This is a genomic window from Bacillus sp. BB51/4, from assembly GCF_008368845.1.
In the GTDB taxonomy this organism is placed as follows: domain Bacteria; phylum Bacillota; class Bacilli; order Bacillales; family Bacillaceae_G; genus Bacillus_A; species Bacillus_A wiedmannii.
Map to the genome: position 1 here is coordinate 264,034 of NZ_QOSC01000005.1, position 22,777 is coordinate 286,810.

The 22,777-nt window shown below is 36.5% G+C and carries 24 protein-coding genes and 1 other annotated feature; of the genes, 23 read left to right on the forward strand and 1 reads right to left on the reverse strand.

Going from position 1 to position 22,777, the window contains the following annotated elements:
• Positions 1-50 precede the first annotated feature (50 nt).
• The 23 genes from DN392_RS03655 to pheA all read left to right on the forward strand — a co-directional run bounded on the left by DN392_RS03655 (position 51) and on the right by pheA (position 21,956).
• Complete coding sequence (locus DN392_RS03655) at positions 51-1,352, forward strand: bifunctional folylpolyglutamate synthase/dihydrofolate synthase (protein WP_000582058.1); 1,302 nt, start codon at positions 51-53, stop codon at positions 1,350-1,352.
• Positions 1,353-1,517: 165 nt separating this feature from the next.
• Positions 1,518-2,480 carry a hypothetical protein gene (locus DN392_RS03660; protein WP_064449238.1) on the forward strand — a complete coding sequence of 321 codons (963 nt, stop codon included), beginning with the start codon at positions 1,518-1,520 and terminating at the stop codon, positions 2,478-2,480.
• 220 nt (positions 2,481-2,700) lie between these two features.
• Positions 2,701-3,276 carry a Maf family protein gene (locus DN392_RS03665; protein WP_001226270.1) on the forward strand — a complete coding sequence of 192 codons (576 nt, stop codon included), beginning with the start codon at positions 2,701-2,703 and terminating at the stop codon, positions 3,274-3,276.
• A gap of 46 nt (positions 3,277-3,322) precedes the next feature.
• On the forward strand, positions 3,323-4,000 hold the full coding sequence (radC, locus tag DN392_RS03670; protein WP_001013378.1) for a DNA repair protein RadC: 678 nt from the start codon (positions 3,323-3,325) through the stop codon (positions 3,998-4,000).
• Positions 4,001-4,157: 157 nt separating this feature from the next.
• Positions 4,158-5,177 (forward strand): cell shape-determining protein MreB, encoded by a 1,020-nt coding sequence (mreB, locus tag DN392_RS03675; RefSeq protein ID WP_000466737.1) that lies wholly within the window; start codon positions 4,158-4,160, stop codon positions 5,175-5,177.
• Between the two features lie 41 nt (positions 5,178-5,218).
• The gene (gene mreC / locus DN392_RS03680) at positions 5,219-6,070 is read left to right on the forward strand and encodes a rod shape-determining protein MreC (RefSeq protein WP_001135496.1); all 852 of its coding nucleotides are present in this window, start codon (positions 5,219-5,221) and stop codon (positions 6,068-6,070) included.
• 14 nt (positions 6,071-6,084) lie between these two features.
• Positions 6,085-6,630, forward strand: coding sequence for a rod shape-determining protein MreD (gene mreD / locus DN392_RS03685; RefSeq protein WP_000975757.1), 546 nt, complete (start codon positions 6,085-6,087; stop codon positions 6,628-6,630).
• Positions 6,631-6,665: 35 nt separating this feature from the next.
• Positions 6,666-7,352: a septum site-determining protein MinC gene (gene minC / locus DN392_RS03690; protein WP_000391511.1), complete on the forward strand. Its 687-nt coding sequence runs from the start codon at positions 6,666-6,668 to the stop codon at positions 7,350-7,352.
• A gap of 2 nt (positions 7,353-7,354) precedes the next feature.
• Entirely contained in the window at positions 7,355-8,152 is a 798-nt protein-coding gene (gene minD / locus DN392_RS03695; protein WP_000503312.1) for a septum site-determining protein MinD, read from the forward strand.
• Positions 8,153-8,285: 133 nt separating this feature from the next.
• Positions 8,286-9,032: a stage IV sporulation protein SpoIVFA gene (spoIVFA, locus tag DN392_RS03700; RefSeq protein ID WP_000797469.1), complete on the forward strand. Its 747-nt coding sequence runs from the start codon at positions 8,286-8,288 to the stop codon at positions 9,030-9,032.
• Positions 9,025-9,885 (forward strand): stage IV sporulation intramembrane metalloprotease SpoIVFB, encoded by an 861-nt coding sequence (gene spoIVFB, locus DN392_RS03705; protein WP_000599080.1) that lies wholly within the window; start codon positions 9,025-9,027, stop codon positions 9,883-9,885. The genes spoIVFA and spoIVFB overlap by 8 nt, the downstream gene beginning before the upstream one ends.
• Positions 9,886-9,952: 67 nt before the next feature.
• On the forward strand, positions 9,953-11,341 hold the full coding sequence (locus tag DN392_RS03710) for an Rne/Rng family ribonuclease (protein WP_000855439.1): 1,389 nt from the start codon (positions 9,953-9,955) through the stop codon (positions 11,339-11,341).
• A gap of 77 nt (positions 11,342-11,418) precedes the next feature.
• Positions 11,419-11,496 (forward strand) — a sequence feature (ribosomal protein L21 leader region).
• Between the two features lie 14 nt (positions 11,497-11,510).
• On the forward strand, positions 11,511-11,819 hold the full coding sequence (gene rplU / locus DN392_RS03715; protein WP_000270907.1) for a 50S ribosomal protein L21: 309 nt from the start codon (positions 11,511-11,513) through the stop codon (positions 11,817-11,819).
• Positions 11,820-11,830: 11 nt separating this feature from the next.
• On the forward strand, positions 11,831-12,175 hold the full coding sequence (locus DN392_RS03720; RefSeq protein ID WP_002008596.1) for a ribosomal-processing cysteine protease Prp: 345 nt from the start codon (positions 11,831-11,833) through the stop codon (positions 12,173-12,175).
• Positions 12,176-12,178: 3 nt separating this feature from the next.
• A complete protein-coding gene (gene rpmA, locus DN392_RS03725) occupies positions 12,179-12,469 on the forward strand; it encodes a 50S ribosomal protein L27 (protein ID WP_000944957.1) in 291 nt (96 codons plus the stop codon).
• A 63-nt stretch (positions 12,470-12,532) separates the two neighbouring features.
• Entirely contained in the window at positions 12,533-13,081 is a 549-nt protein-coding gene (locus DN392_RS03730; RefSeq protein WP_001003578.1) for a sporulation initiation phosphotransferase B, read from the forward strand.
• Entirely contained in the window at positions 13,081-14,364 is a 1,284-nt protein-coding gene (gene obgE / locus DN392_RS03735) for a GTPase ObgE (RefSeq protein WP_000497116.1), read from the forward strand. The genes DN392_RS03730 and obgE overlap by 1 nt, the downstream gene beginning before the upstream one ends.
• A gap of 137 nt (positions 14,365-14,501) precedes the next feature.
• Positions 14,502-15,209: a response regulator transcription factor gene (locus DN392_RS03740; protein WP_000276710.1), complete on the forward strand. Its 708-nt coding sequence runs from the start codon at positions 14,502-14,504 to the stop codon at positions 15,207-15,209.
• The gene (locus tag DN392_RS03745) at positions 15,199-16,281 is read left to right on the forward strand and encodes a HAMP domain-containing histidine kinase (RefSeq protein WP_000865389.1); all 1,083 of its coding nucleotides are present in this window, start codon (positions 15,199-15,201) and stop codon (positions 16,279-16,281) included. Before DN392_RS03740 ends, DN392_RS03745 begins: the two co-directional genes overlap by 11 nt.
• Before the next feature lie 93 nt (positions 16,282-16,374).
• Entirely contained in the window at positions 16,375-17,151 is a 777-nt protein-coding gene (locus DN392_RS03750; RefSeq protein ID WP_000114530.1) for an ABC transporter ATP-binding protein, read from the forward strand.
• Positions 17,126-19,048, forward strand: coding sequence for an ABC transporter permease (locus DN392_RS03755; protein ID WP_088321504.1), 1,923 nt, complete (start codon positions 17,126-17,128; stop codon positions 19,046-19,048). Before DN392_RS03750 ends, DN392_RS03755 begins: the two co-directional genes overlap by 26 nt.
• A 49-nt stretch (positions 19,049-19,097) precedes the next feature.
• Positions 19,098-21,008 carry an ABC transporter permease gene (locus DN392_RS03760; RefSeq protein ID WP_001026330.1) on the forward strand — a complete coding sequence of 637 codons (1,911 nt, stop codon included), beginning with the start codon at positions 19,098-19,100 and terminating at the stop codon, positions 21,006-21,008.
• Between the two features lie 96 nt (positions 21,009-21,104).
• Positions 21,105-21,956: a prephenate dehydratase gene (pheA, locus tag DN392_RS03765; protein WP_000621715.1), complete on the forward strand. Its 852-nt coding sequence runs from the start codon at positions 21,105-21,107 to the stop codon at positions 21,954-21,956.
• Between the two features lie 112 nt (positions 21,957-22,068).
• Here the strand turns inward: pheA and DN392_RS03770 are convergent, their stop codons facing one another.
• A complete protein-coding gene (locus tag DN392_RS03770) occupies positions 22,069-22,716 on the reverse strand; it encodes an MOSC domain-containing protein (protein WP_064056499.1) in 648 nt (215 codons plus the stop codon).
• Between the last annotated feature and the right edge of the window lie 61 nt (positions 22,717-22,777).

The window sequence follows — 22,777 nt, forward strand, 5'->3', positions numbered from 1 at the left end:
TTGCGTATAATAGGAGTATGAAGGTTGTCTTTTGAAAGGGGAAAGCATACGTGATACATACATACGAAGAAGCGATAGGGTGGATTCATAGCCGATTGAAGTTTGGTATTAAACCAGGATTAGAAAGAATGAGATGGATGCTAGAAGAGCTCGGAAATCCAGAGCGTCACATAAAATGTGTTCATCTTGCTGGTACAAATGGAAAAGGTTCAACGTTAACATATATGCGCTACATGTTAGAAGATGCAAAATATAAGGTAGGAACATTTACCTCTCCTTATATTGAAACATTTAACGAACGTATTAGTGTGAACGGGACACCAATTGCAGATGAAGAGATTACTGAACTTGTAAAGATGGTAAAGCCAGTCGTTGAAAAACTAGATGAGACGGATTTAGGGGAAGCGACTGAGTTTGAAATTATTACTGTTATGGCAATTTGTTATTTCGGTAAAGTTAATTTCTGTGATGTTGTTTTATTTGAAACAGGGCTGGGAGGGCGCTTTGATTCTACGAATGTTATTCATCCTGTTCTTACGATTATTACAAATATCGGCCACGATCATATGCATATTTTAGGGAACACACTAGGAGAAATTGCATATGAAAAGGCGGGGATTATTAAGTCTGGTGTTCCAGTTATTACTGGTGTACGAGATGAGGAAGCATTGCAAGTCATTCAAAAAGTTGCAAAGGAAAATCATGCAAACTTATACGAGATGGGCAAGCATTTTACAGCGTTACATAAACAGTCTGGCGAAGATGGAGAACAGTTCGATTTCACTTGTCCTTTCGCCACCTTTGAAGATGTGCGAATCTCAATGAAAGGTGTTCACCAAGTAGGAAACGCAGTACTTGCACTTATGGCAGTCATGTATGTCAAAACATACTTATCATTTTTAATTGAGGAAGAAGAAATAAGAACTGGATTACAGGAAGCGTATTGGATTGGGCGATTTGAAAAACTGCAAAACAATCCAGATATTATTATAGATGGTGCCCATAACCCAGAAGGTATCGAAAGTCTTGTGAAAACAGTAGAATCACATTACAAAAATAAAAATGTAATAGTTTTATTTACTGCCCTAGGTGATAAACAATTGCATAATATGGTAGATCAATTAGAAACCATTGCCGATGAAATTATTTTTACAACATTCGCCTTTGATCGTGCTATTTCTGCTGACAAGCTTGCATCGTATGCAAAGAAAGAGTCAAAACTAGTTTTTGAAAATTGGAAAGAGGCAATTGATACGAAGGTTGAAATGATTGGAGAAAATGATGTTTTTATCATAACAGGTTCTCTTTATTTCATTTCGGAAGTTCGAAAATATATTCGCGAGAAAAACTAGATAGTCTTTGCTATCTAGTTTTTCTGTTCTACAAATGAAGTCAAATGCATACATATAAGATAAATATATAGGGTTATTTGGCGAATTCCTCTGACAAATATCTCGTTTTTTTGTGAAATGAATATGATATGATGCGGACAACGATAAGAGGTGAGGTGTGAGTGTATGGACAAGCAATCACGAACGATCTCAGTGAAAGTGAATGGAACAGAAGCGAAGTATGAGGAGAAGAAGAAAGATGAATTTGAATGGATGGTAGTAGAAAGTGAAAGACCGAAAAACGTTGTTCCGTTTCAAAAAGCGAAATTGGTGTCTAAGGAAAAAAAACGAAAGAAGTGGAGCAATACGTTAATTGCAATCGTTGCAACTGCGATTGTTATTGGTACGGCGTTTGGGATGGGAATGCTACAGTTACTTAAAGGACAAGGTGCGACAGGCGGAAGCGAAGTAACAGCTTCGAAGCAGATGCGAAATGAAGAATCAAAGGTGGGTGGAACGGCAGAACAAACACCGGCACCAAAAGAGGAAAAACAAAAAGCACAGACAGGAACGTCATTAGATCCAATGAAATTATTTTTTGTGCAAGGAGGGATTTATTCTTCCGAAGAAAAGGGACAGGCCGCTCTTGAAGAGTGGAAAGGTAATGGAGGCGTTGCAGCTTTAAAACCGAGCGGTGATAAGTATGCATTAGTTGTTGGTATTGCTAGCGATGAACAAGGTATAAATCAATTAATGACGCAGTATAAAAATGATAATGTCTCCGTATTGAAAAAGAACTGGGATATAACAGATAAAGCGTTACTTAAAGATGATAAAGAAGTTGGGGCGTTTTTAACAAAAGTACAGCCATTATATACTCATTTAGCAAAATATGCTTCCAGCGTACAAGCTAGTGGAAAAAGTAATGCAAAAGATATAGGTGCGATTGAAAAAGAGTGGAAAGCAATTGAAAAAGAAGGAAAAAGTATGAAGCAGGAAGAAGCAAAGAAATTGTATATGTATACGTCAGTAGCTGTGCAAACAGTGAAGGATGGAAAAGGTGATAAGGAATCTTTGGCGAAATTAAATCAAGTTATTATTGATGGTATACTTTCATATGAAAAAATTGTTTCCCAAAAGGTGAAATAATAGGATAATGAAATGACGAAGGAAGAAGTATAGGTACTTCTTCCTTTTCTTTTGAATTTAGAGCAAAGTGCTTTCTCTATGGCAGGAATATAATCGTATTTTAGTAAAAAGTATTATTTTATTTAGAGAAAATAATATTTCTTTCATTTGTGGACAAACTATTCCTTTGATACGATTGATGTAAATGATTCTGCTTCATGTGAGAAAGGAAGGAGAAAATATGAGAAAAATTATTTTAGCATCAGGGTCACCTCGCAGGAAGGAACTGCTTGAGTTAGCGGATGTACCATTTGAAATCATTGTAAGTGAAGTAGAAGAGACGATTGGTGCGTACTCATCACCTTCTGATATCGTTATGTCCCTCGCCCTGCAAAAAGCATCTGCGGTAGCAGAAACGAATAGTGATTACATTGTGTTAGGTGCAGACACAATTGTTACATATGAATCGCGTATTCTTGGAAAGCCTTCTAATGAGGCTGAGGCGAAAGAAATGTTGCAATTATTATCAGGGAAAACACATGAAGTGTATACTGGTGTTGCAATTATAGCAAAAGACAAAACAGTCACTTTTTACGAGCGTACAGAAGTTACGTTTTGGGAATTAACAGAAGAGGAAATTGACGTATATGTTGCATCAAAAGAACCTCTTGATAAAGCAGGAAGTTATGGAATTCAAGGTAAAGGATCTATTTTTGTTCAACATATTCAAGGGGACTACTATAGTGTAGTCGGGTTACCAATTTCACGTCTTGTTCGGGAATTAAAACAATTTAATATTGATGTAACCCATGCGTAAAATTGCATGGGATTTTCTTTGAGAGAACAAATAAAGGGGTGGAGAAATGAACGGTATTCGTGATGTTGTCAAAGAAGAACAGCCACGGGAGCGTTTATTATTAGAAGGAGCTGGAAGTTTATCGAATCGGGAGCTTCTTGCTGTGTTACTTAGAACAGGTTCTAAAGAAGAAACAGTTTTAAAGTTATCAGATAAAATTTTACATCACTTTGATGGTTTACGTATGTTGAAAGATGCAACGTTAGAAGAGCTTGTCAGTATACATGGTGTTGGGATTGCAAAGGCAGCCCAGCTTATAGCTGCTTTTGAACTTGGTAGAAGAATGGTACGTTTAGAATATCAAAATAGATACAGCATTCGAAGCCCAGAAGATTGTGCGAGATATATGATGGAAGAAATGCGCTTCCTGCAGCAGGAGCATTTTGTATGTTTATATTTGAACACAAAAAATCAAGTTATACATAGGCAAACGATTTTCATTGGAAGTTTAAACACATCAATTGTACATCCAAGAGAAGTTTTTAAAGAAGCGTTCCGCCGCGCAGCAGCCTCTATCATATGTCTTCATAACCACCCTTCAGGAGACCCCACGCCAAGCCGAGAGGATATTGAAGTAACGAAACGCTTAGTAGAATGCGGCCAGATTATAGGAATTGAAGTGCTTGACCATATTATAATAGGTGACCATAAATTCGTGAGTTTAAAGGAAAAAGGTCATATTTAAGACTATGCTTTTTACTTATTTTGTTTTATAATGTGATTTATGAGTTTTTTGTAGAAATTTATCTACAAGAAGGATAAAGATATAAAAAACGTACTGTTTTTATAATATAAAGTAAGAAAAAATGAGTCCGTGAAAACAAGAAAGGAAGATAAATAATATGTTTGGATTTGGTGGCTTTACTCGCGATCTTGGAATAGATTTAGGAACTGCGAACACGCTTGTATATGTAAAAGGAAAAGGTGTAGTTTTACGTGAACCTTCAGTAGTAGCGTTACAAACTGATACGAAACAAATCGTTGCTGTAGGTAGCGATGCAAAACAAATGATTGGTCGTACACCAGGAAACGTTGTGGCACTTCGCCCGATGAAAGACGGTGTAATTGCTGATTACGAAACGACAGCAACAATGATGAAATATTACATTCAACAAGCTCAAAAATCAAATGGATTCTTCTCACGTAAGCCTTACGTAATGGTATGTGTACCGTCTGGTATTACAGCTGTAGAAAGACGTGCAGTAATCGATGCGACTCGTCAAGCGGGTGCTCGTGATGCTTATCCAATCGAAGAACCATTTGCAGCAGCAATTGGTGCGAACTTACCTGTTTGGGAACCAACTGGTAGTATGGTTGTTGATATCGGTGGCGGTACAACAGAAGTTGCAATCATTTCTTTAGGTGGTATTGTAACAAGTCAATCAGTTCGTGTTGCGGGTGATGATATGGACGATTCAATCATTCAGTACATCAAGAAAAGCTATAACTTAATGATTGGTGAAAGAACGGCTGAAGCATTAAAATTAGAAATCGGTTCTGCAGGCGAGCCAGAAGGTATCGAGCCTATGGAAATTCGCGGTCGTGATTTAGTAAGTGGTTTACCAAAAACAGTACTAATTCAGCCAGAAGAAATTGCAGATGCATTAAAAGATACAGTAGATGCAATTGTAGAATCTGTTAAAAATACGTTAGAGAAAACTCCACCTGAATTAGCGGCAGACATTATGGACCGTGGTATCGTATTAACAGGTGGCGGAGCATTACTACGTAACTTAGATAAAGTGATTAGTGAAGAAACAAATATGCCAGTTCTTGTTGCAGAAGACCCATTAGATTGCGTAGCAATTGGAACGGGTAAAGCATTAGACAATATCGATCTTTTCAAAACTGCTGCTCGATAATATTGCAAAATAAAAATCAATGAAATTAAGAGGGTGTGAACGTGCCACAGTTTTTCTTAAACAAAAGATTAATTGTTTTGTTAGTTAGTATTATTCTTCTCGTGGCATTGATTGGAATCTCATTGAAAGAACGGAACAGTTTAACATGGCCAGAGCAGTTTGTTAAAGACACTGTCGGTGTTGTAGAACGTGTATTCCAAAAGCCAGCGAAATACGTAGCTGGATTCTTCGAAAATGTAGAGGATGTAAAGCGCACGTATGAAGAGAATAAAGAATTAAAAGCAAAATTAGATAATTATGCAGGTCTATCAGGGAAAGTAAAACAATTAGAAGATGATAACAAGAAGTTACAAGAGTTAACGGGTAAAAAAGAGTTAAATAGCCAATATACTGAAATTCCATCTACTGTTGTTTCTCGTAATCCAGATAAATGGTACGATTTAATCGGAATTGATAAAGGAGCACAGCAAGGAATTAAAAAAGATATGGCTGTAGTAACTTCACAAGGTCTAGTTGGACGAGTGAAAAGTGTATCCCAGTTTACATCATCAGTAGAATTGCTAAGCTCTATGAGCCGAACAAATCGTGTTTCTGCTATCGTACAGGGTGATGAGAAAATCTTCGGATTGATTGAAGGTTACGACAAAGAAAAGCACTTACTTCTTTTCACAAAGATTGGCTCTGATGCTCAGGTAGCGAAAGATCAATTAGTTGTAACATCTGGACTTGGTGATATTTTCCCGAAAGGTCTTGTAATTGGAACAATCGTTGATGTTCAGCCAGATCCATACGGCTTAACAAAAACAGCTTATGTAAAACCGGCCGCTGACTTGAATGACGTAGAGCATATTATGGTTGCTAAACGTGCAACGCCTTCAGCGCCATTAGAATAGGAGGGGGAGAAGAGATGATGAAGATTTTAAAAAGAGCAGCTCTTCCTCTTTTGCTCCTTTTTGTTTTTCTATTTGAAAATATGTTTGCTACTATTGTTCCAACAGAGGTTTTTTGGAAAGACAGTATAGCAGCACCTCATTTCTTTATAATTGTGTTATGTTTTATTACTGTGTACTATAGTCCGGTCCAAGGGATTTATTACGGACTCTTATTTGGTTTCTTATTTGATACCGTATACACAGAACTTGTCGGTATATATATATTTGCGTATCCGATTTTAGCTTATTTAGTTTATAGTGTGATGAAGATACTACAATTGAATTTATTTATTGTTGCTTCTATTGTACTAGCTAGCATTGTAGCACTAGAGTATTATGTGTATGGATTTTTAACTTTGTTAGGACGTACTCATATGTCAGCGTATGTCTTTTTCACAGATCGTCTCCTGTCTACTTTATTGCTAAATGCAATTTTCTTATTGATAGTTTGTTTCCCACTGAGACGATATTTAGTGCGTCTTTCAAAAGCGATGGAAGAAAAAGAAAAAAGGATTTTCTAATTTTATGTCGAATTGAATCGGTGGGGTGAACTTTAGTGGAAGAAAAAAAGCAACAAAATGTAACAATAAAAGGGACAAAAGACGGAATAACGCTTCATTTAGATGATTGTTGTTCATTCTCTGAATTACTGGAGGAACTGGATGAAAAGCTTTCTACACATTACTATGATGGTGATGGGCGCTCTTTAATTGAAGTGCATGTGAAAGTGGGAAATCGTTATTTAACAGAAGTCCAACAAGAAGAGATTCGTACGTTAATTCGTAATAAAAAGAATCTTGTTGTGGATTCAATTGAAAGTGATGTTATAACGAAAGCAGAAGCAATAGCTTGGAAAGAAGAAACAGAAATTGTCCCTATTTCCAAAATTGTTCGCTCTGGACAAGTTTTACATGTAAAAGGAAATTTATTGTTAATTGGAGATGTTAATCCAGGCGGAACGGTTATCGCTGGGGGGAATATTTTTGTCGTAGGATCATTAAGAGGAATTGCGCATGCTGGGTATTATGGGGATTCGGATGCTGTAATCGCTGCATCTGATATGAACCCGATGCAACTTCGAATTAGTGATGTGGCAATGCGGGCTCCGGAAGAGAAAGAAGACGGAGCGGAGGCGGCAGAATGTGCGTATATTAATGAGAACAATCACATTGTTGTCGATCGACTGCAACTTCTCACTCATCTTAGACCTAATTTAACAAAGTTAGAAAGGGGAATTGTATAGCTGTGGGAGAGGCAATAGTAATTACATCTGGAAAAGGCGGAGTAGGTAAAACTACAACGTCTGCGAACATTGGTACAGCCCTGGCGTTATCTGGAAAGAAAGTGTGCTTAATTGACACAGATATCGGTCTTCGAAACTTAGACGTAGTAATGGGGCTGGAAAACCGTATTGTATTTGATCTTGTTGATGTCGTTGAAGGGCGTTGCCGTTTACCTCAGGCGCTTATTAAAGATAAGCGTTTTGATGATCTTTATTTATTACCTGCAGCGCAAACGAGTGATAAATCAGCGGTAACACCTGAACAAATGGATGAATTAATACAAGTATTACGTCAAGATTATGATTACATATTAATTGATTGTCCTGCGGGGATTGAGCAGGGATTTAAAAATGCGGTAGCTGGTGCGGATAAAGCAATCGTTGTTACGACGCCAGAAGTATCCTCAATGCGCGATGCGGATCGTATTATCGGGCTTTTAGAAAAAGAGGATATTGAACCACCAAAACTTGTTATTAATCGTGTGCGTAGTCATATGCTTCATGAGCAGGATATGTTAGATGTTGATGAAATCGTACGTACATTGTCAATCGAGCTTCTTGGTGTTGTCGAGGATGATGATGAAGTTATTCGTGCTACAAATACAGGTGAACCTGTAGCGTTGCAACCGAGCGGAAAAGCAGCGTTAGCTTATCGTAATATTGCAAGACGCTTGTTGGGTGAGAATGTACCATTGCAAGCATTTGGACAAGAAAAGGTATCGGTATTTACAAAGATGAAAAACTTCTTTGGAATCCGTTAAAAGCACTTCGCATATATGCGAAGTGCTTTCTTTTTTCTTGACACGAATATCTTCCTTTCTTAGCTCATACATATGTACAAACTGTATACAACTGTTTCTATTTAAATTAGCTTAACGAAAGAAAGGAGACAGTATGAAAAATAGACGTGTAGAAGAAATTAAAAAACGGATTGCGAAAAGGAAGGCAGAGCAAGAAAGGATGGAGGAAGAGCAGTATTTTGCTGGAGGGAATTTTGATAGTGAAACAGTATTTATTGAAGAAGGAGAAAAGGAAATTCATCCTTTATTTCGAAAAGAAGTATTTTTCTTCAAAGTTTTGTTATCAGCAATATTAGTTCTTTCTGTCGCTATTTTATATAAGAATGCCCCCCCTTCTTTCGACGGTGCTAAAGCTGTTACAGAAAAAGTGATGAAAGAAGAATTTCAGTTTGCTACTGTAGCGAAATGGTACGAAAAGCAGTTTGGAAAACCGCTCGTATTTTATTCACCTACTGAGAAAAAAGAAGGAACTATTCAGCAAAAAGATTATGCTATCCCTGCTTCTGGAAAGGTGATGCAAGGGTTTCAAAAAAATGGCCAAGGTGTATTTGTTCAAACAGCTACAAATGCAACTGTTGAGTCAGTGAATGAAGGGCTAGTTGTTTTTGCAGGTAAGAAAGAAGAACTTGGTAATACGGTTCAAATTCAGCATGCAGATGGAACAGAATCGTGGTATGCGAATTTAAATGACATGACAGTGAAATTATATGATTACGTTTCAAAGAAACAAAAAATTGGAACGGTGAATAATGATGCGAATAATAAAAATGGTAAGTTTTATTTCGCGATAAAAAAGAATGAAAAATTTATTGACCCGATCCAGGTGATTTCATTTGATTAAATATAGAGAAGTTTTAACGAAGATTTCAGTGCATCCGTTATTTTGGGTTATTATTGTCATTGGTATTTTTACGGCACGTTTTAAAGAGTTACTACTGTTATTTTGTATCGTTCTTATCCATGAACTTGGGCATGCCTTCGCGGCGGCACACTACAATTGGCGTATTAAAAAGATTCAACTTTTACCGTTTGGTGGTGTGGCTGAGCTTGAAGAACATGGGAATAAGTCATTGAAAGAGGAACTTGTTGTTGTAATTGCAGGGCCTATACAACATATTTGGATGATGGTGGTAGGTTATATAGTGTTTGAAGCTGGTTGGCTGGGTGCAGATTTATATTATTTCTTTATATGGAATAATATAATTATTTTAGCATTTAATTTACTACCTATTTGGCCGCTTGATGGTGGAAAAGTATTGTTTAACGTATTATCATATCGTTTTCCTTATTTACAAGCACATGAAAAGATGATGAAATTATCATGTGTTTTTTTTAGTGTAATACTAGTGTGGCAGTTACTTTGGAATAGTAACAATATTATGATGTGGGTATTACTCATATTTTTAGCGGTGTCGTTATATCAAGAGTGGAAACAAAGACAGTATGCCTTTATGCGTTTTTTATTAGAACGTTATTATGGGAACAAAAGAGGAATTGAAAAGATTGCACCTATTGAAGTACAATCCGAAGATCATTTATATAAGATATTCACAAAATTTCGTAGAGGGTATAAGCACTCTATTATCGTCCATGGAAAATATAAAGAACATTACACATTGGATGAAAATGAATTACTCTATGCGTATTTTACTGAAAAACGAACAACTTCATCTGTTGAAGAATTGATCGGTTAGTGTTGACGATAGCACTAACCTTTTATTATTGTAAAAGCAAAGAAGATTATAAAGTGAGGAAAGAATTTTGAAAACGTTATATATGAACTATGCAGGATCGGAAAAACGCGTTGCAATTGAAGAGAAGAAAAAAATTGTTGAGTTTTTATGGAAACGAAATGAAGAACAAGAGATTGTTGGGCATATTTATGTTGGACGTATCGTAAGAACAATTGCTGGAATGAACGCAGCTTTTGTAAACATCGGTTTAGAAAAACATGCGTACCTTTCATACGATGATGTACCATCTTCTTATCGTATACATGAAGGGCAAGCAGTACTTGTGCAAGTTGTGAAAGAGGCAATTGATACGAAAGGACCGAAATTGACGGCGAACATAGAATTTACCGGGAAATATGTCGTTTATATGCCATATGATGAAATGCGTGCGGTTTCTCGGAAAATAAAAAACAATAAAAGAAGGCAACAGCTACTCCAAATTGAGGTAGAAGGGACAGGAGGTTATATTTTCCGCTCTGCTTCTGAAAAAGGAGAAATTGAAGAAATACAAGCTGAAATGCAAAGATTACAGCAGTTATATGAAGAGCTAAAAAGAAAAGAGGGCCAAGGAAAGGCACCGTTACTACTTCATCGACCAGCGACCTTTTTAGATCGTGTATTCCAAGAGAATCCGATTGAAACGATTGAAAAAGTAGTTGTAGATACAAGAAGTATAGTAAAAGAATTAGAAGAAAAGATTGGAAAAGAAAAAGTAACTTTTTATAATGAAAAATCTTCAATGTTTAACCATTTTGGAATAGAGCGTGAGATCGAGAAAGCACTTCAAAAAATTGTGTGGCTCCCGAATGGTGCTTATTTAATTGTGGAACAAATGGAGACGATGACTGTAATTGATGTGAATACGGGTAAGTTTACTGGAAAACAGAATTTACAAGATACAGTCCTTCGTACAAATGAAGTGGCAGCTGAAGAGATTGCACGTCAATTAAGACTGCGTGATATCGGTGGTATGATATTAATTGATTTTATTAATATGAAAAGAAGAGAAGATAAAGAAAAGGTAAGAGAATGTCTGATGGCTGCTATGCAAAATGATCGCACATATACAAGAGTGCTCGGTTTTACAGAGTTAGGGATTTTGGAGATGACACGTAAACGTAAGAAACATTCTTTACGCGACGTATTACTAGAAGAGTGTGTACCGTGCAAAGCGACGGGGTATGTGATGTCATATGAAACAATTGCGTATGAGTTAGAGAGAGAGCTAATTACATATGGCAATATAGAGGATGAGGCAGTATTAATCGCGGCACCTAAAGAATTACAAAAACAATTCTTGCAAAAAGAATTACACAAAAATATTCCATTTGAAATTTATTTCAAAGATGATATGATCGAAAAGTATGCTATTATTCGTTTTGGAAGTAAAACAGAAATTGTAGAACGGAAAAAATAGTTAGCAGAACATTTATTGACAACCGTCTATGATTCATGATAACATCTTTATGTTATAGTTTATAGCACCTAAACGGCTATATGCTACAACCGCACAAGACAGGTTCCCTAAAGACATTTATGTCTACCTCGTTTTTGGCGAGTCTTAGTAATTAAGAGGAGGTGCAAGTATGTACGCAATTATCGAAACAGGTGGAAAACAAATTAAAGTTGAAGCTGGTCAAGCAATCTACATTGAAAAATTAGATGTTGAAGCTGGTGAAACTGTTACTTTTGACAAAGTTCTTTTCGTTGGTGGCGAAAACGTTAAAGTTGGTAGCCCAGTTGTAGAAGGTGCAACAGTTACTGCGAAAGTTGAAAAACAAGGTCGCGCTAAGAAAATCATCGTTTTCAAATACAAAGCGAAAAAGAACAATCGTAAGAAACAAGGTCATCGTCAACCTTACACTAAGCTAGTTGTTGAAGCTATCAACGCTTAATCCAGGTTAACATGATTAAAATTACGATAAGTCGCACGAAATTAGGAAGTATCCAATCATTTAAAATGACTGGACATGCCAATTATGCGCCACATGGACAAGATCTTGTCTGTGCTGGAACTACAGCGGTTGTGTTTGGTTCTATAAATGCAGTGGAAGAACTTTGTAATGTGCAGGCAACTATTGAACTCGGAAGTGACGGCGGATTCTTAACGTATGAATTGCCTAATGATTTAGACGTTCATACAGCAGAAAAAGCACAGATACTTTTAGAAGGATTGGTTGTTTCGCTTAAGACGATCGAACTTGATTACGGAAAGTATATCCGTTTAATAGAAAAAGTGCAGGAGGTGTAACGTATGTTAAGATTAGATCTTCAGTTTTTCGCATCTAAGAAAGGTGTAGGTAGTACAAAGAACGGTCGTGACTCTCAGTCAAAACGTCTTGGTGCTAAACGCGCAGATGGTCAAACGGTTTCAGGTGGTTCAATTCTTTACCGTCAACGCGGTACAAAAATTTATCCAGGTGTTAACGTTGGTCGTGGTGGCGATGACACTTTATACGCGAAAGTTGACGGCGTAGTACGCTTTGAGCGTCTTGGCCGTGACCGCAAACAAGTGAGCGTATATCCTGTTGCTCAAGAAGCATAAGAACTCACGGAAAACTCTAACCTGAGTGCAGGTTAGAGTTTTTCTATATTAAGGGGTATCTAAATGAATGAAAAATGGACAATTATAGATGCATTGCGTCATTCAAGACATGATTGGCTCAATCGTATGCAGATGGTGAAAGGAAACCTTTCCCTTGGAAAAGTGGAAGAGATTCATAGTCTCATCGATCGTTTTGTCCAAGAAGCGAGACAAGAATCCAATCTGATAGGGCTATCAATGCCTTTATTTTCAGAGTGGATTTTAACATATAATTGGAAACAGCAGCCGTGCTTATTGGAGTACGAAGTATTAGGGAAATTACATAACTTATCTCACTTAGATGAGACTGTATGTATATGGACGAATCAATTTTTCTCAATACTTCAGCATAGTTTAGACGTATATGTTGAAAATTATGTTTGTATCACAATTGAATGTGACGCGGAGAATGCTCGTTTCTTTTTTGATTTTCGTGGTAAGCTAACGAGTGTAGAAGAACTACAGAATTGGCTTGCGAACCAAAACAATAAATGGTATTCCATTTCTTATACAGTACGAGACGAAGAAGTCTCAGTTATATTACAACCAATCGAAAAAAGTGTGGTGAAATAATGTTTGTAGATCAGGTCAAGATATATGTAAAAGGCGGCGACGGTGGTAACGGAATGGTTGCGTATCGTCGTGAGAAGTATGTACCTAAAGGTGGCCCAGCAGGTGGCGACGGTGGTAAAGGTGCAGATGTTGTTTTTGTTGTTGAGGAAGGCTTACGTACATTAATGGACTTCCGCTACCAACGTCATTTCAAAGCTGATCGTGGTCAGCATGGAATGAGTAAAGGTCAGCACGGTCGTAAATCTGAAGATTTAATCGTAAAGGTTCCACCGGGAACAATAGTAAAAGATGAAAAAACAGGTGAAATTCTTGCCGATTTAGTAACGCATGAACAAACAGCTGTAATCGCAAAGGGTGGCCGCGGTGGTCGTGGTAACTCACGTTTCGCAACACCGACGAACCCAGCGCCAGAAATCGCTGAGAACGGTGAACCAGGTCAAGAACGTGATGTCACGTTAGAACTTAAAGTGCTAGCAGATGTTGGACTTGTTGGATTCCCAAGTGTAGGTAAATCTACATTATTATCTGTTGTATCATCAGCGCGTCCGAAAATTGCAGAGTATCACTTTACAACAATCGTTCCAAATCTTGGTGTTGTTGAAACTGGTGATAACCGCAGCTTCGTTATGGCTGACCTTCCTGGACTAATTGAAGGCGCACATGCCGGCGTCGGACTTGGACACCAATTCTTACGTCATATTGAGCGTACACGTGTAATCGTGCACGTTATCGATATGTCTGGTTTAGAAGGCCGTGAGCCATATGAAGATTATGTAACAATCAATAGTGAACTAAAAGAATACAATATGCGTTTAACTGAGCGTCCACAAGTTGTTGTTGCAAACAAAATGGATATGCCAGGTGCAGAAGAAAACTTACAAGCATTTAAAGAAAAATTGGGAGACGAAGTGAAAATTTTCCCAATCTCAGCTATAACGAAACAAGGTGTTCGTGACTTACTATTTGAAGTAGCGAACTTATTAGAAACAACACCAGAATTCCCAATGTACGATGATGTAGAAGAATCTGAAGCAAGTGTAATGTACAAATTTGAATCTGAATCTAATTTTGAAATTACACGCGAAAGTGATGGCACATTTGTTATTTCTGGTTATGATATTGAGAAAACATTCAAAATGACAGACTTCTCACGTGATGAATCTGTACGCCGATTTGCTCGTCAAATGCGTGGAATGGGTATTGATGAAGCCCTTCGTGCACGTGGTGCAGTAGACGGAGATATTGTAAAAATTCTTGAATATCAATTTGAATTTATCGATTAAGACTGCCGAAATATGGCAGTCTTTTTTTATTGTAAATGTCTGATTCGTATAGGAAAAAATACCCACTAATTTAATTTTCAATTTATAATAGAACAAGGAGTGGCTTTGGAAGAATTTTTTATGGGGAGAAAACGAACATGTATAAAATATTAATTGTAGAAGATGATGAAAAAATAGCGGGAATATTAGAGGAGCATTTAGAAAGGTATGGCTATCAATCGTTTAGAGCAAGTGATTTACGTCATATAAAAGATGAGTTCGTAAAAATAAATCCTCATCTCGTATTACTGGATATTAATTTACCATATTTTGATGGTTTTTATTGGTGTCGTCAAATTCGTACTGTATCGAATGCGCCGATTATTTTTGTTTCTGCAAGAACAGGGGAAATGGATCAAGTAATGGCGATCGAGAATGGTGGAGATGATTACATTACGAAGCCATTCCATTTAGATATTGTAATGGCTAAGGTGAAAAGTGCACTTCGTCGTGGCTATGGTGAGTATGCCTCTGTTGCTGAGAGTGATTGTTTAGGTGTAAATGGACTGTTGTTATTTCCGTCCCAGCACATTGTTGAGTGGCAGGGGCAACAAACGGAGCTGACAAAAAATGAATTTTACTTATTAGAATGTTTAATGAAACAAGCAAATCAATATGTAACGCGTGAAGAACTGTTAGAAGCCCTGTGGGATGAGGTAGCTTTTGTTGATGATAATACATTAACCGTAAATGTAAAACGCGTAAGGAAGAAACTAGAGGAGCTAGGCATTCAAAATGCAATTGTAACGAAACGCGGATATGGTTATGCGCTTCTTACAGAGTGGGGCGAAGGGCATGAAGGTTAAAAATTACTTCATGGACCGTTTTTCTTTACTTCTTTCTTATATTAGTAGCCTTTGTTTATTTGGGCTCGTTTTGCAGTTGCAAAGTTTTTTAGAAAAAAGATCCATTGATTGGAGTACGTGGTTATATGGGCTTTTATTAGGGACAGTTGTATTTATTGTATACCTCATTTACGATTATCGAAAACGAAGTATATTTTTAAAAAGAATCGAAAAATATGTTGCTAGCGGAAATACATTACACGACTCTTTACTTATTGATACTTCTTATACGTCAGAGCAAGAGATGGTTGTTGAATCGTTTACGCTATTAAGACAGCAATATATGAATGAAGTTCATAAACAACATGCGAAAGAACAACAGCAAATGATATTTATGAACCAATGGATTCATCAAATGAAAACACCAGTATCGGTTATAGAATTGCTATTACAAAAGTTTGGTAAAGAGCATCGTGAAGCAAGAGCAACAGTTGAAAGTATTCGCGAAGAAAATAATCGTATACTAAATGGTTTAGATTTAGCGTTACATATGGCAAGGTTAGAGCAATTTGCGAAAGATTATAAAGTAGAAGTAGTAAATGTGATAGATATCATCAGGGGTATTATTAATGAAAATCGAAAATCTTTCATTCAATCGTCGGTATTTCCGAAAGTAATGTTTGATGAAGATACTTGTATGGTTGCATCTGATAGAAAATGGCTCAGTATTGCTATAGGGCAAATTGTTGTAAATGCAATTAAGTATACGAAAATTTCAGAAGCAGAGAAAAAGGAAATTCAATTTCAAATTGAAGAGAAAGATCAAAAGGTGTTACTACATATTAAGGACAATGGAATTGGTATTCCAAAGCAAGATGTAAAGCGTATATTTGATCCATTCTTTACGGGAATAAATGGCCGTAAAACGAGAGAAGCGACTGGAATGGGTTTATATATTACGAAGGAAATTTGCGATAATTTACATCATGGAATGTATGTGCAATCGGCTGAAGGGGAAGGGACAACATTCACGTTCCAATTTGCAAAAGATGAAGAATATCATACATTAATGAGAAAAATGACAAAACTGTAAGATAACAAAACGTTTTGTAAGGGAAATCACTCGTTTCTTTTTCTTATTTTTCTTATAGTAAATGTAAGAAGAAAACACATAGGGGGATTAGAAATGAGTGTTCTTGAAGTAAAAGGATTAACAAAGGTGTACCAATCAAAAGGTTCAGTAGCGACGACTGCTTTAAATGATATAAATTTTAAAATAGAAGAAGGCGAATTTGTAGGGATTATGGGTCCTTCAGGAAGCGGGAAAACAACGCTTTTAAATTTATTAGCAACAATTGATAAGCAAACTTCAGGTCATGTGCTTGTAAATGGCGAAGAAATTAATCAAATGCGTGCTGCAAAATTAGCAGAGTTTCGCCGTACACATTTAGGGTTCATTTTCCAAGATTTTAACTTACTTGATACGTTATCGATTAAAGAAAATATCATTTTACCACTTGTAATGGCGAAGAAATCTGTAAATGAAATCGATGCAAAAGTGCTTGAGATTGCAAAGTTCTTAAATATCGAAGAAATATTAAATAAAAAAGTATATGAAGTATCAGGCGGACAGCAACAACGTGCAGCAGCTGCGAGAGCGATCATTCATGAACCGACGTTAATTTTAGCGGATGAGCCAACTGGAAACTTAGATTCAAAGTCAGCAAAATCATTAATGAGCGCGTTGCAAGATTTACATGAACAAAAGAAAGTGACAATTGCAATGGTAACGCATGATCCAGTAGCGGCGAGTTATTGCGAGCGTATTCTTTTCATTCGCGACGGAGAAATTTTTTCAGAAATACATAAAGGAAGAACGAAACAAGCCTTTTTCCAAGAAATTCTGGACGTACTTGCGATGCTAGGAGGGGAATATCATGAACTTTCGCCAGCTCGCGCTTAATAACGTAAAAGGAAATTGGCGTAATTATAAAGCTTTCCTTATTAGTAGCTGTTTATCGATTGTCGTATTTTTCATGTATGCTTCCTTTATTTATCATCCAGATGTCGTAAGTGGTAATATTAGTATGAGAGAGATGATCTCAAAAGGGCTAGAATCGATGAATTATATTGTAGTCATCTTCTCAGCACTCTTTATTTTATATGCAAATTCAACATTTTTACGAGCAAGAAAAAAAGAGTTTGGTCTATTAACATTAATAGGCGGAACAAAATCTCAACTTGGCCGAATGATTATATTAGAACAGCTTATGTTAGGTAGCATTGCAATTGTAGTAGGTATTGGGCTTGGCATGCTTTGTTCAAAATTATTTTTCCAAGCATTAAGCGTAATATTGAAAATAGATAAAACACTTCCACTCGTATGGAATAGTAAAGCAATTCTTATTACAGCTGGTGTATACTTTATTCTATTTTTAATCTTATCATTGTTTAGTGTTTGGACAGTAGGGCGCTTGCAAATTATCGATTTATTAAGAGAAGCAAGAAAACAAAAAGTAGAACCTTTTGCATTTACATCGTTATGTGTAGTTGGTATAGGATGTATTATTGTTGCATATGTACTTAGCTTCCAAGTGACATTTATGAATTTTATCATACTGTTTTTACCGATTGTAGGGCTGACGATAGGCGGAACTTATTTACTGTTTACACAAGGTAGTACAGTCGTATTAAAAGCATTGCAAAAAAGAAAAAGATCTTTTTATACATATCCAAATATGTTCGTACTTAGCAATCTTATTTATAAAATGAAAGATAATGCTCGTTTTCTATTTGTAATTTCTATCATTACGGCCGTTGTATCTTCAGCAGTTGGTACACTGTACGTATTTTTTGAGGATATGAGTTATAAGGCAGTAACTAGTACCCCGCATGCTATTTCGTATGAGGAAAAGGGAATAAATACGCATAATGTCATCAAAGAAGGAAAGGCAAAAGAATTAATAAAAAAACACGGATTTGAAGAAGCGCGAGAAGTAATGTACGTAAAACTTCCTGGAACTCAAAAAATCACGATGTTTAACAGTGAACATGAAGTACCGATGGCGATTGTTTCAGAAAAAGAATATAATGCTGAAGTACGTAAACAAAAGAGAGAACAAGTTAGAGAAGTTCATAATGCACCAGGTAGTGCAACGATGGTCGTAATGGATATGGCGAACGATATGATGAAGATAGATCGTACGAAACCGTATGAAATTAAAATTAACGGACAAACGCAGTCTGTTCAATTAAATGAGCCAACTCCATTTTCTGTTTTTAATGATAGTGAATATCTCATTGTGAATGATCAAGATTTTGAGAAATACGCAAAGCTCGTACCAGATGAAGAAAAGACGAAATATTACGGTTATTATATAGAAGACTGGAAAAGTACGGAAGACCTTGTGTTAGATTTGAAAAAGGAAATTGCACCAGATAAGCAAGGGGAATTAAATAACTCGGTGCTCGCCTATAAAAATATAAGGGAATCAGGAGCAATTACGATGTTTATCGGTTTCTTCGTAGCTGTACTGTTCTTCTTCTTCGCTTGTAGTATGACATACTTTAAATGGTTTAACGATAAAGAACAAGATCGTATTCAATTTAAATCGTTAAAGAGAATCGGTATGACAGATAAAGAAATTCGTAAAATTGCGATTCGACAAATGGGTGTTATCTTCTTTATCCCAATTTTGATCGGTGCAATTCATAGTGGATTTGCTCTTCATACGTTAGGGAAAATGCTTTATATTGATTTATGGAAATCAGGTGCGATTGTAATTGGAGTATACATTGTAGCTTCTGCGATTTACTTTATGATCGCGCAAAGGGGATATTTGAAACACGTGCAAAGCTAGAGAAACCTCTAGCTTTTTGCCTATGTAGTAAGTTATAGGGGGACGATAGATGAACATTCGGCAACTAGCGCTGCAAAATATAAAAGGAAATTGGCGTAATTATAAAGTGTTTTTCTTAAGTAGTTGTTTTGCGATATTTGCGTCTTTTGCATACATGTCTGTCATTGTACATCCGTATATGCAAGAGACGATGTGGTATCAAAACGTACGCTGGGGACTTATCATATGTAATGTTATAATTATTTCTTTTTTCGTCATATTTATTTTGTACGCTACTTCTATTTTCATAGAGGCACGTAAGAAAGAATTAGGATTATATATGTTAATGGGAGCAACGAAATCTAACGTAATAGGAGTGATTATGACCGAGCAAATATTGATCGGGGTATTTGCTAATATTTTCGGTATTGGGCTTGGTATAATCTTTTTAAAGCTCTTTTTCATGGTGTTTAGTATGTTACTGGGGCTTCCGAAAGAACTCCCTGTCATATTTGATGTGAGAGCAATTGGGGGAACGTTTATTACGTATATGTTCGTATTTGTTGTTTTATCTTTTATAAGTGCTTTACGAATATGGAATATAAAAATCATTCGGTTATTGAAAGAATTTCGAGCAGATAAAAAAGAGAAGAAAACATCAATGTGGCTTTGTATATTCGGCTTTATTTGTTTAGGGATAGGATATGCGTTAGCGTTACAAGCGACGGTGACAACGATAGCATTCTATTTTTTCCCTGTGTCTATACTTGTCTTTTTCGGAACGTATTTTTCTTTTACACACGGCACTGCTCAAATATTAGAAATGATAAAACGAAATAAAAAGATTATGTATACATACCCGTATTTATTTATAGTGAATCAATTGTCACATCGAATGAAGGAAAATGGTCGTTTTTTCTTTCTAATGTCAATGGCAACGACGTTTGTAGTTACGGCAACAGGTACGGTATTTTTATATTTTTCTGGTATGCAAGATATGTGGCGGGGCGGGGGAGTACACTCATTTTCTTACATAGAAAAAGGTACTTCTTCTCATGAAGTCTTTGCGGAAGGTGCGGTTGAACAATTATTGCATCAATATGGGTATAATGATTTTCAAACTATGAGTTTTGTTGGAGTGTATGCATCTTTTCAGTCCAATAAGGGAGAAACAGAAGTAGCGCCGCTCATTAAAGAAAGTGAATACAATCAAGAGGCAAGAAAACAAAAACAGAAAACGTATCATCCTAAAAAAGGAACAGTTACACTCGTTTATTATAGTAAATACAATCATCCGTATATGTATGATCAAAAAGAGATTCAATTGCAAGTAATGAATCAACCATATCAATTCGTATTTAACGGTCAGAAAGAAGGGGTTCAATTTAACCATCATCCTTCGTACATTAATGGTCTGTTCTTCGTTATGAATGATGAAGATTTTGACAGTATAGCAAATCAGGTTCCTGATTCTGAAAAAATGATATATAGAGGCTACACATTACCAAATATCGAAAAGACGAAGAAATTAAATGAAGATTTACGGAAACATATGAAACAAGATAATAATGCATTTCGAAGCAATATGGAGTTATATGTAAATATGAAAGAAGGCGGCGATATTACTCTATTTTTAGGCTCATTTATTAGTATATTATTCTTTCTTACTTCATGTAGCATCGTATATTTTAAATGGTTTCATAACATTTCATCGGATCGTAAAGGGTACGGGGCGCTCTCTAAGCTTGGAATGACGAAAGAAGAAGTGTGGAAAATTTCCCGTTGGCAATTGTGTATGCTATTTTTTGCGCCAATTATAGTAGGAAGTATGCATAGTGCAGTTGCGCTATATACGTTTCATAATACGATCTTTATGGATGGTTCATTAAGAAAAGTAGGCTTGTTTATTCTGTGTTATATCGCTGCATGCATCGTTTATTTCTTTTTCGCTCAAAGAGAATATAGGAAACATTTAGACTAGCAAACGCTAGTCTTTTTTAAATATTCGAAATTTACATAGAAGAATATAAAAAAGTATGGTATAACAGTAAGAAAACGAAAAAGAGGGGAAAAGACGATGATTCGAGTAGGATATTTAGGACCGGAAGCAACATTTACAAATATGGCGGTGAGTCGTTTTTTTCCGGAAGCAGAGCATGTACCGTATCGCACGATTCCAGACTGTATTGATGCAGCTGCAAATGGAAATGTAGACTTCGCAGTTGTACCGTTAGAAAATGCCATAGAAGGTTCAGTGAATATAACGGTTGATTATCTTGTACATGAGCAGCCGCTCTCCATTGTAGGAGAAATTACAGTACCAATTCAGCAGCATTTACTTGTACATCCGCAGTATGCAGAAGTGTGGGATGAAGTATATGCGGTGCATTCTCATCCGCATGCCATTGCACAGTGCCACAAGTTTTTAAATGAAGAATTAAAAGGAGTAACTGTTCGAGATATGACATCAACAAGTGCTGCTGCGCAATATGTGAAAGAACATCCTGAAGAAAAAATCGCTGCCATTGCAAATGAAGCGGCCGCAGAAAAATACGGTTTAACAATTGTAAGGCGTGATATTCATACGCACAAAAACAATCATACACGCTTCCTAGTGCTCCATAAGAAAAAGAAAACCATACTCCCAAATAACGGAGAAAACCGCGGAGAGAAAACGACGCTTATGATAACGTTACCTGCTGATTATGCAGGGGCACTATATCAAGTGTTATCAGCTTTCGCATGGAGAAAATTAAATCTATCAAAAATCGAATCGCGTCCGATGAAAACAGGACTAGGAAATTACTTTTTCTTAATTGATGTCGATAAAGCATACGATGATGTATTATTGCCAGGCGTAACGATGGAACTTGAAGCGCTCGGTTTTTCTGTTACTGTGCTGGGGAGTTATTCTTCTTATTGGTTGTAAGAGAGGTGGATGAACTGTCGACATTTCCCTTCTAATTGCTGGTATAATTTCATCGGATAATACATTTTGTGATAGATAAATAGAATCCCACCTATAAATGGTGGGATTCTATTTATTTTAACTTCGCAAGACGATCCTCTAACTGCCCACGCCAAATATCGGCTAGTTCTGGAACGGCAAGAATCTTTTCGATGCCATCTTTATTTTTTCTATTATGAAAATAAATTTCGTTAGAGAACAAGACAGAAACAATGCTCGGTTGACGTTCTAGTAATGTAATTTTTGAATCTTTACGTACGTTACCTTCTTGAAGAACACGGCATAGGTAGCCAGTAAATCCAGTTGCTACAATGCGCGGCAGTATGCCAGGAATACCAAGGCGTTTTGAAATTGTGCTACAAGGTACTCTCGCTTGTGTCACTTGAATGATTGCTTCACCTAGTTGATATGTATCTCCGATGCAAACATCACGCTCTAACATATTTGTTACGGTAATGTTTTCGCCAAATGTGGAAGCTGGAAGCGTAGTTTGAAATTCTTCTTCCCATAGTGCGTAATGTTCGTGTGGGTACACACAAACTGCGCGGTCAGGTCCCCCATGGTGTTTTAAATCCGCTACATCATCACCACGAAATCCATCTTTTGAGAGAAAAGCTTCTTCTGCAAGTTCTTTACATATACCAGTAATCATTTCTTTATCTTCGCTATATTTCATTTGTTTTGGTTTGCCAATGCTAAAGTGAACGAGTTCAATTCCCATGTTTGAGCCCCTTTACAATTGATTACAATATTATATCACTAAAAAAGCACAGAGAATGATA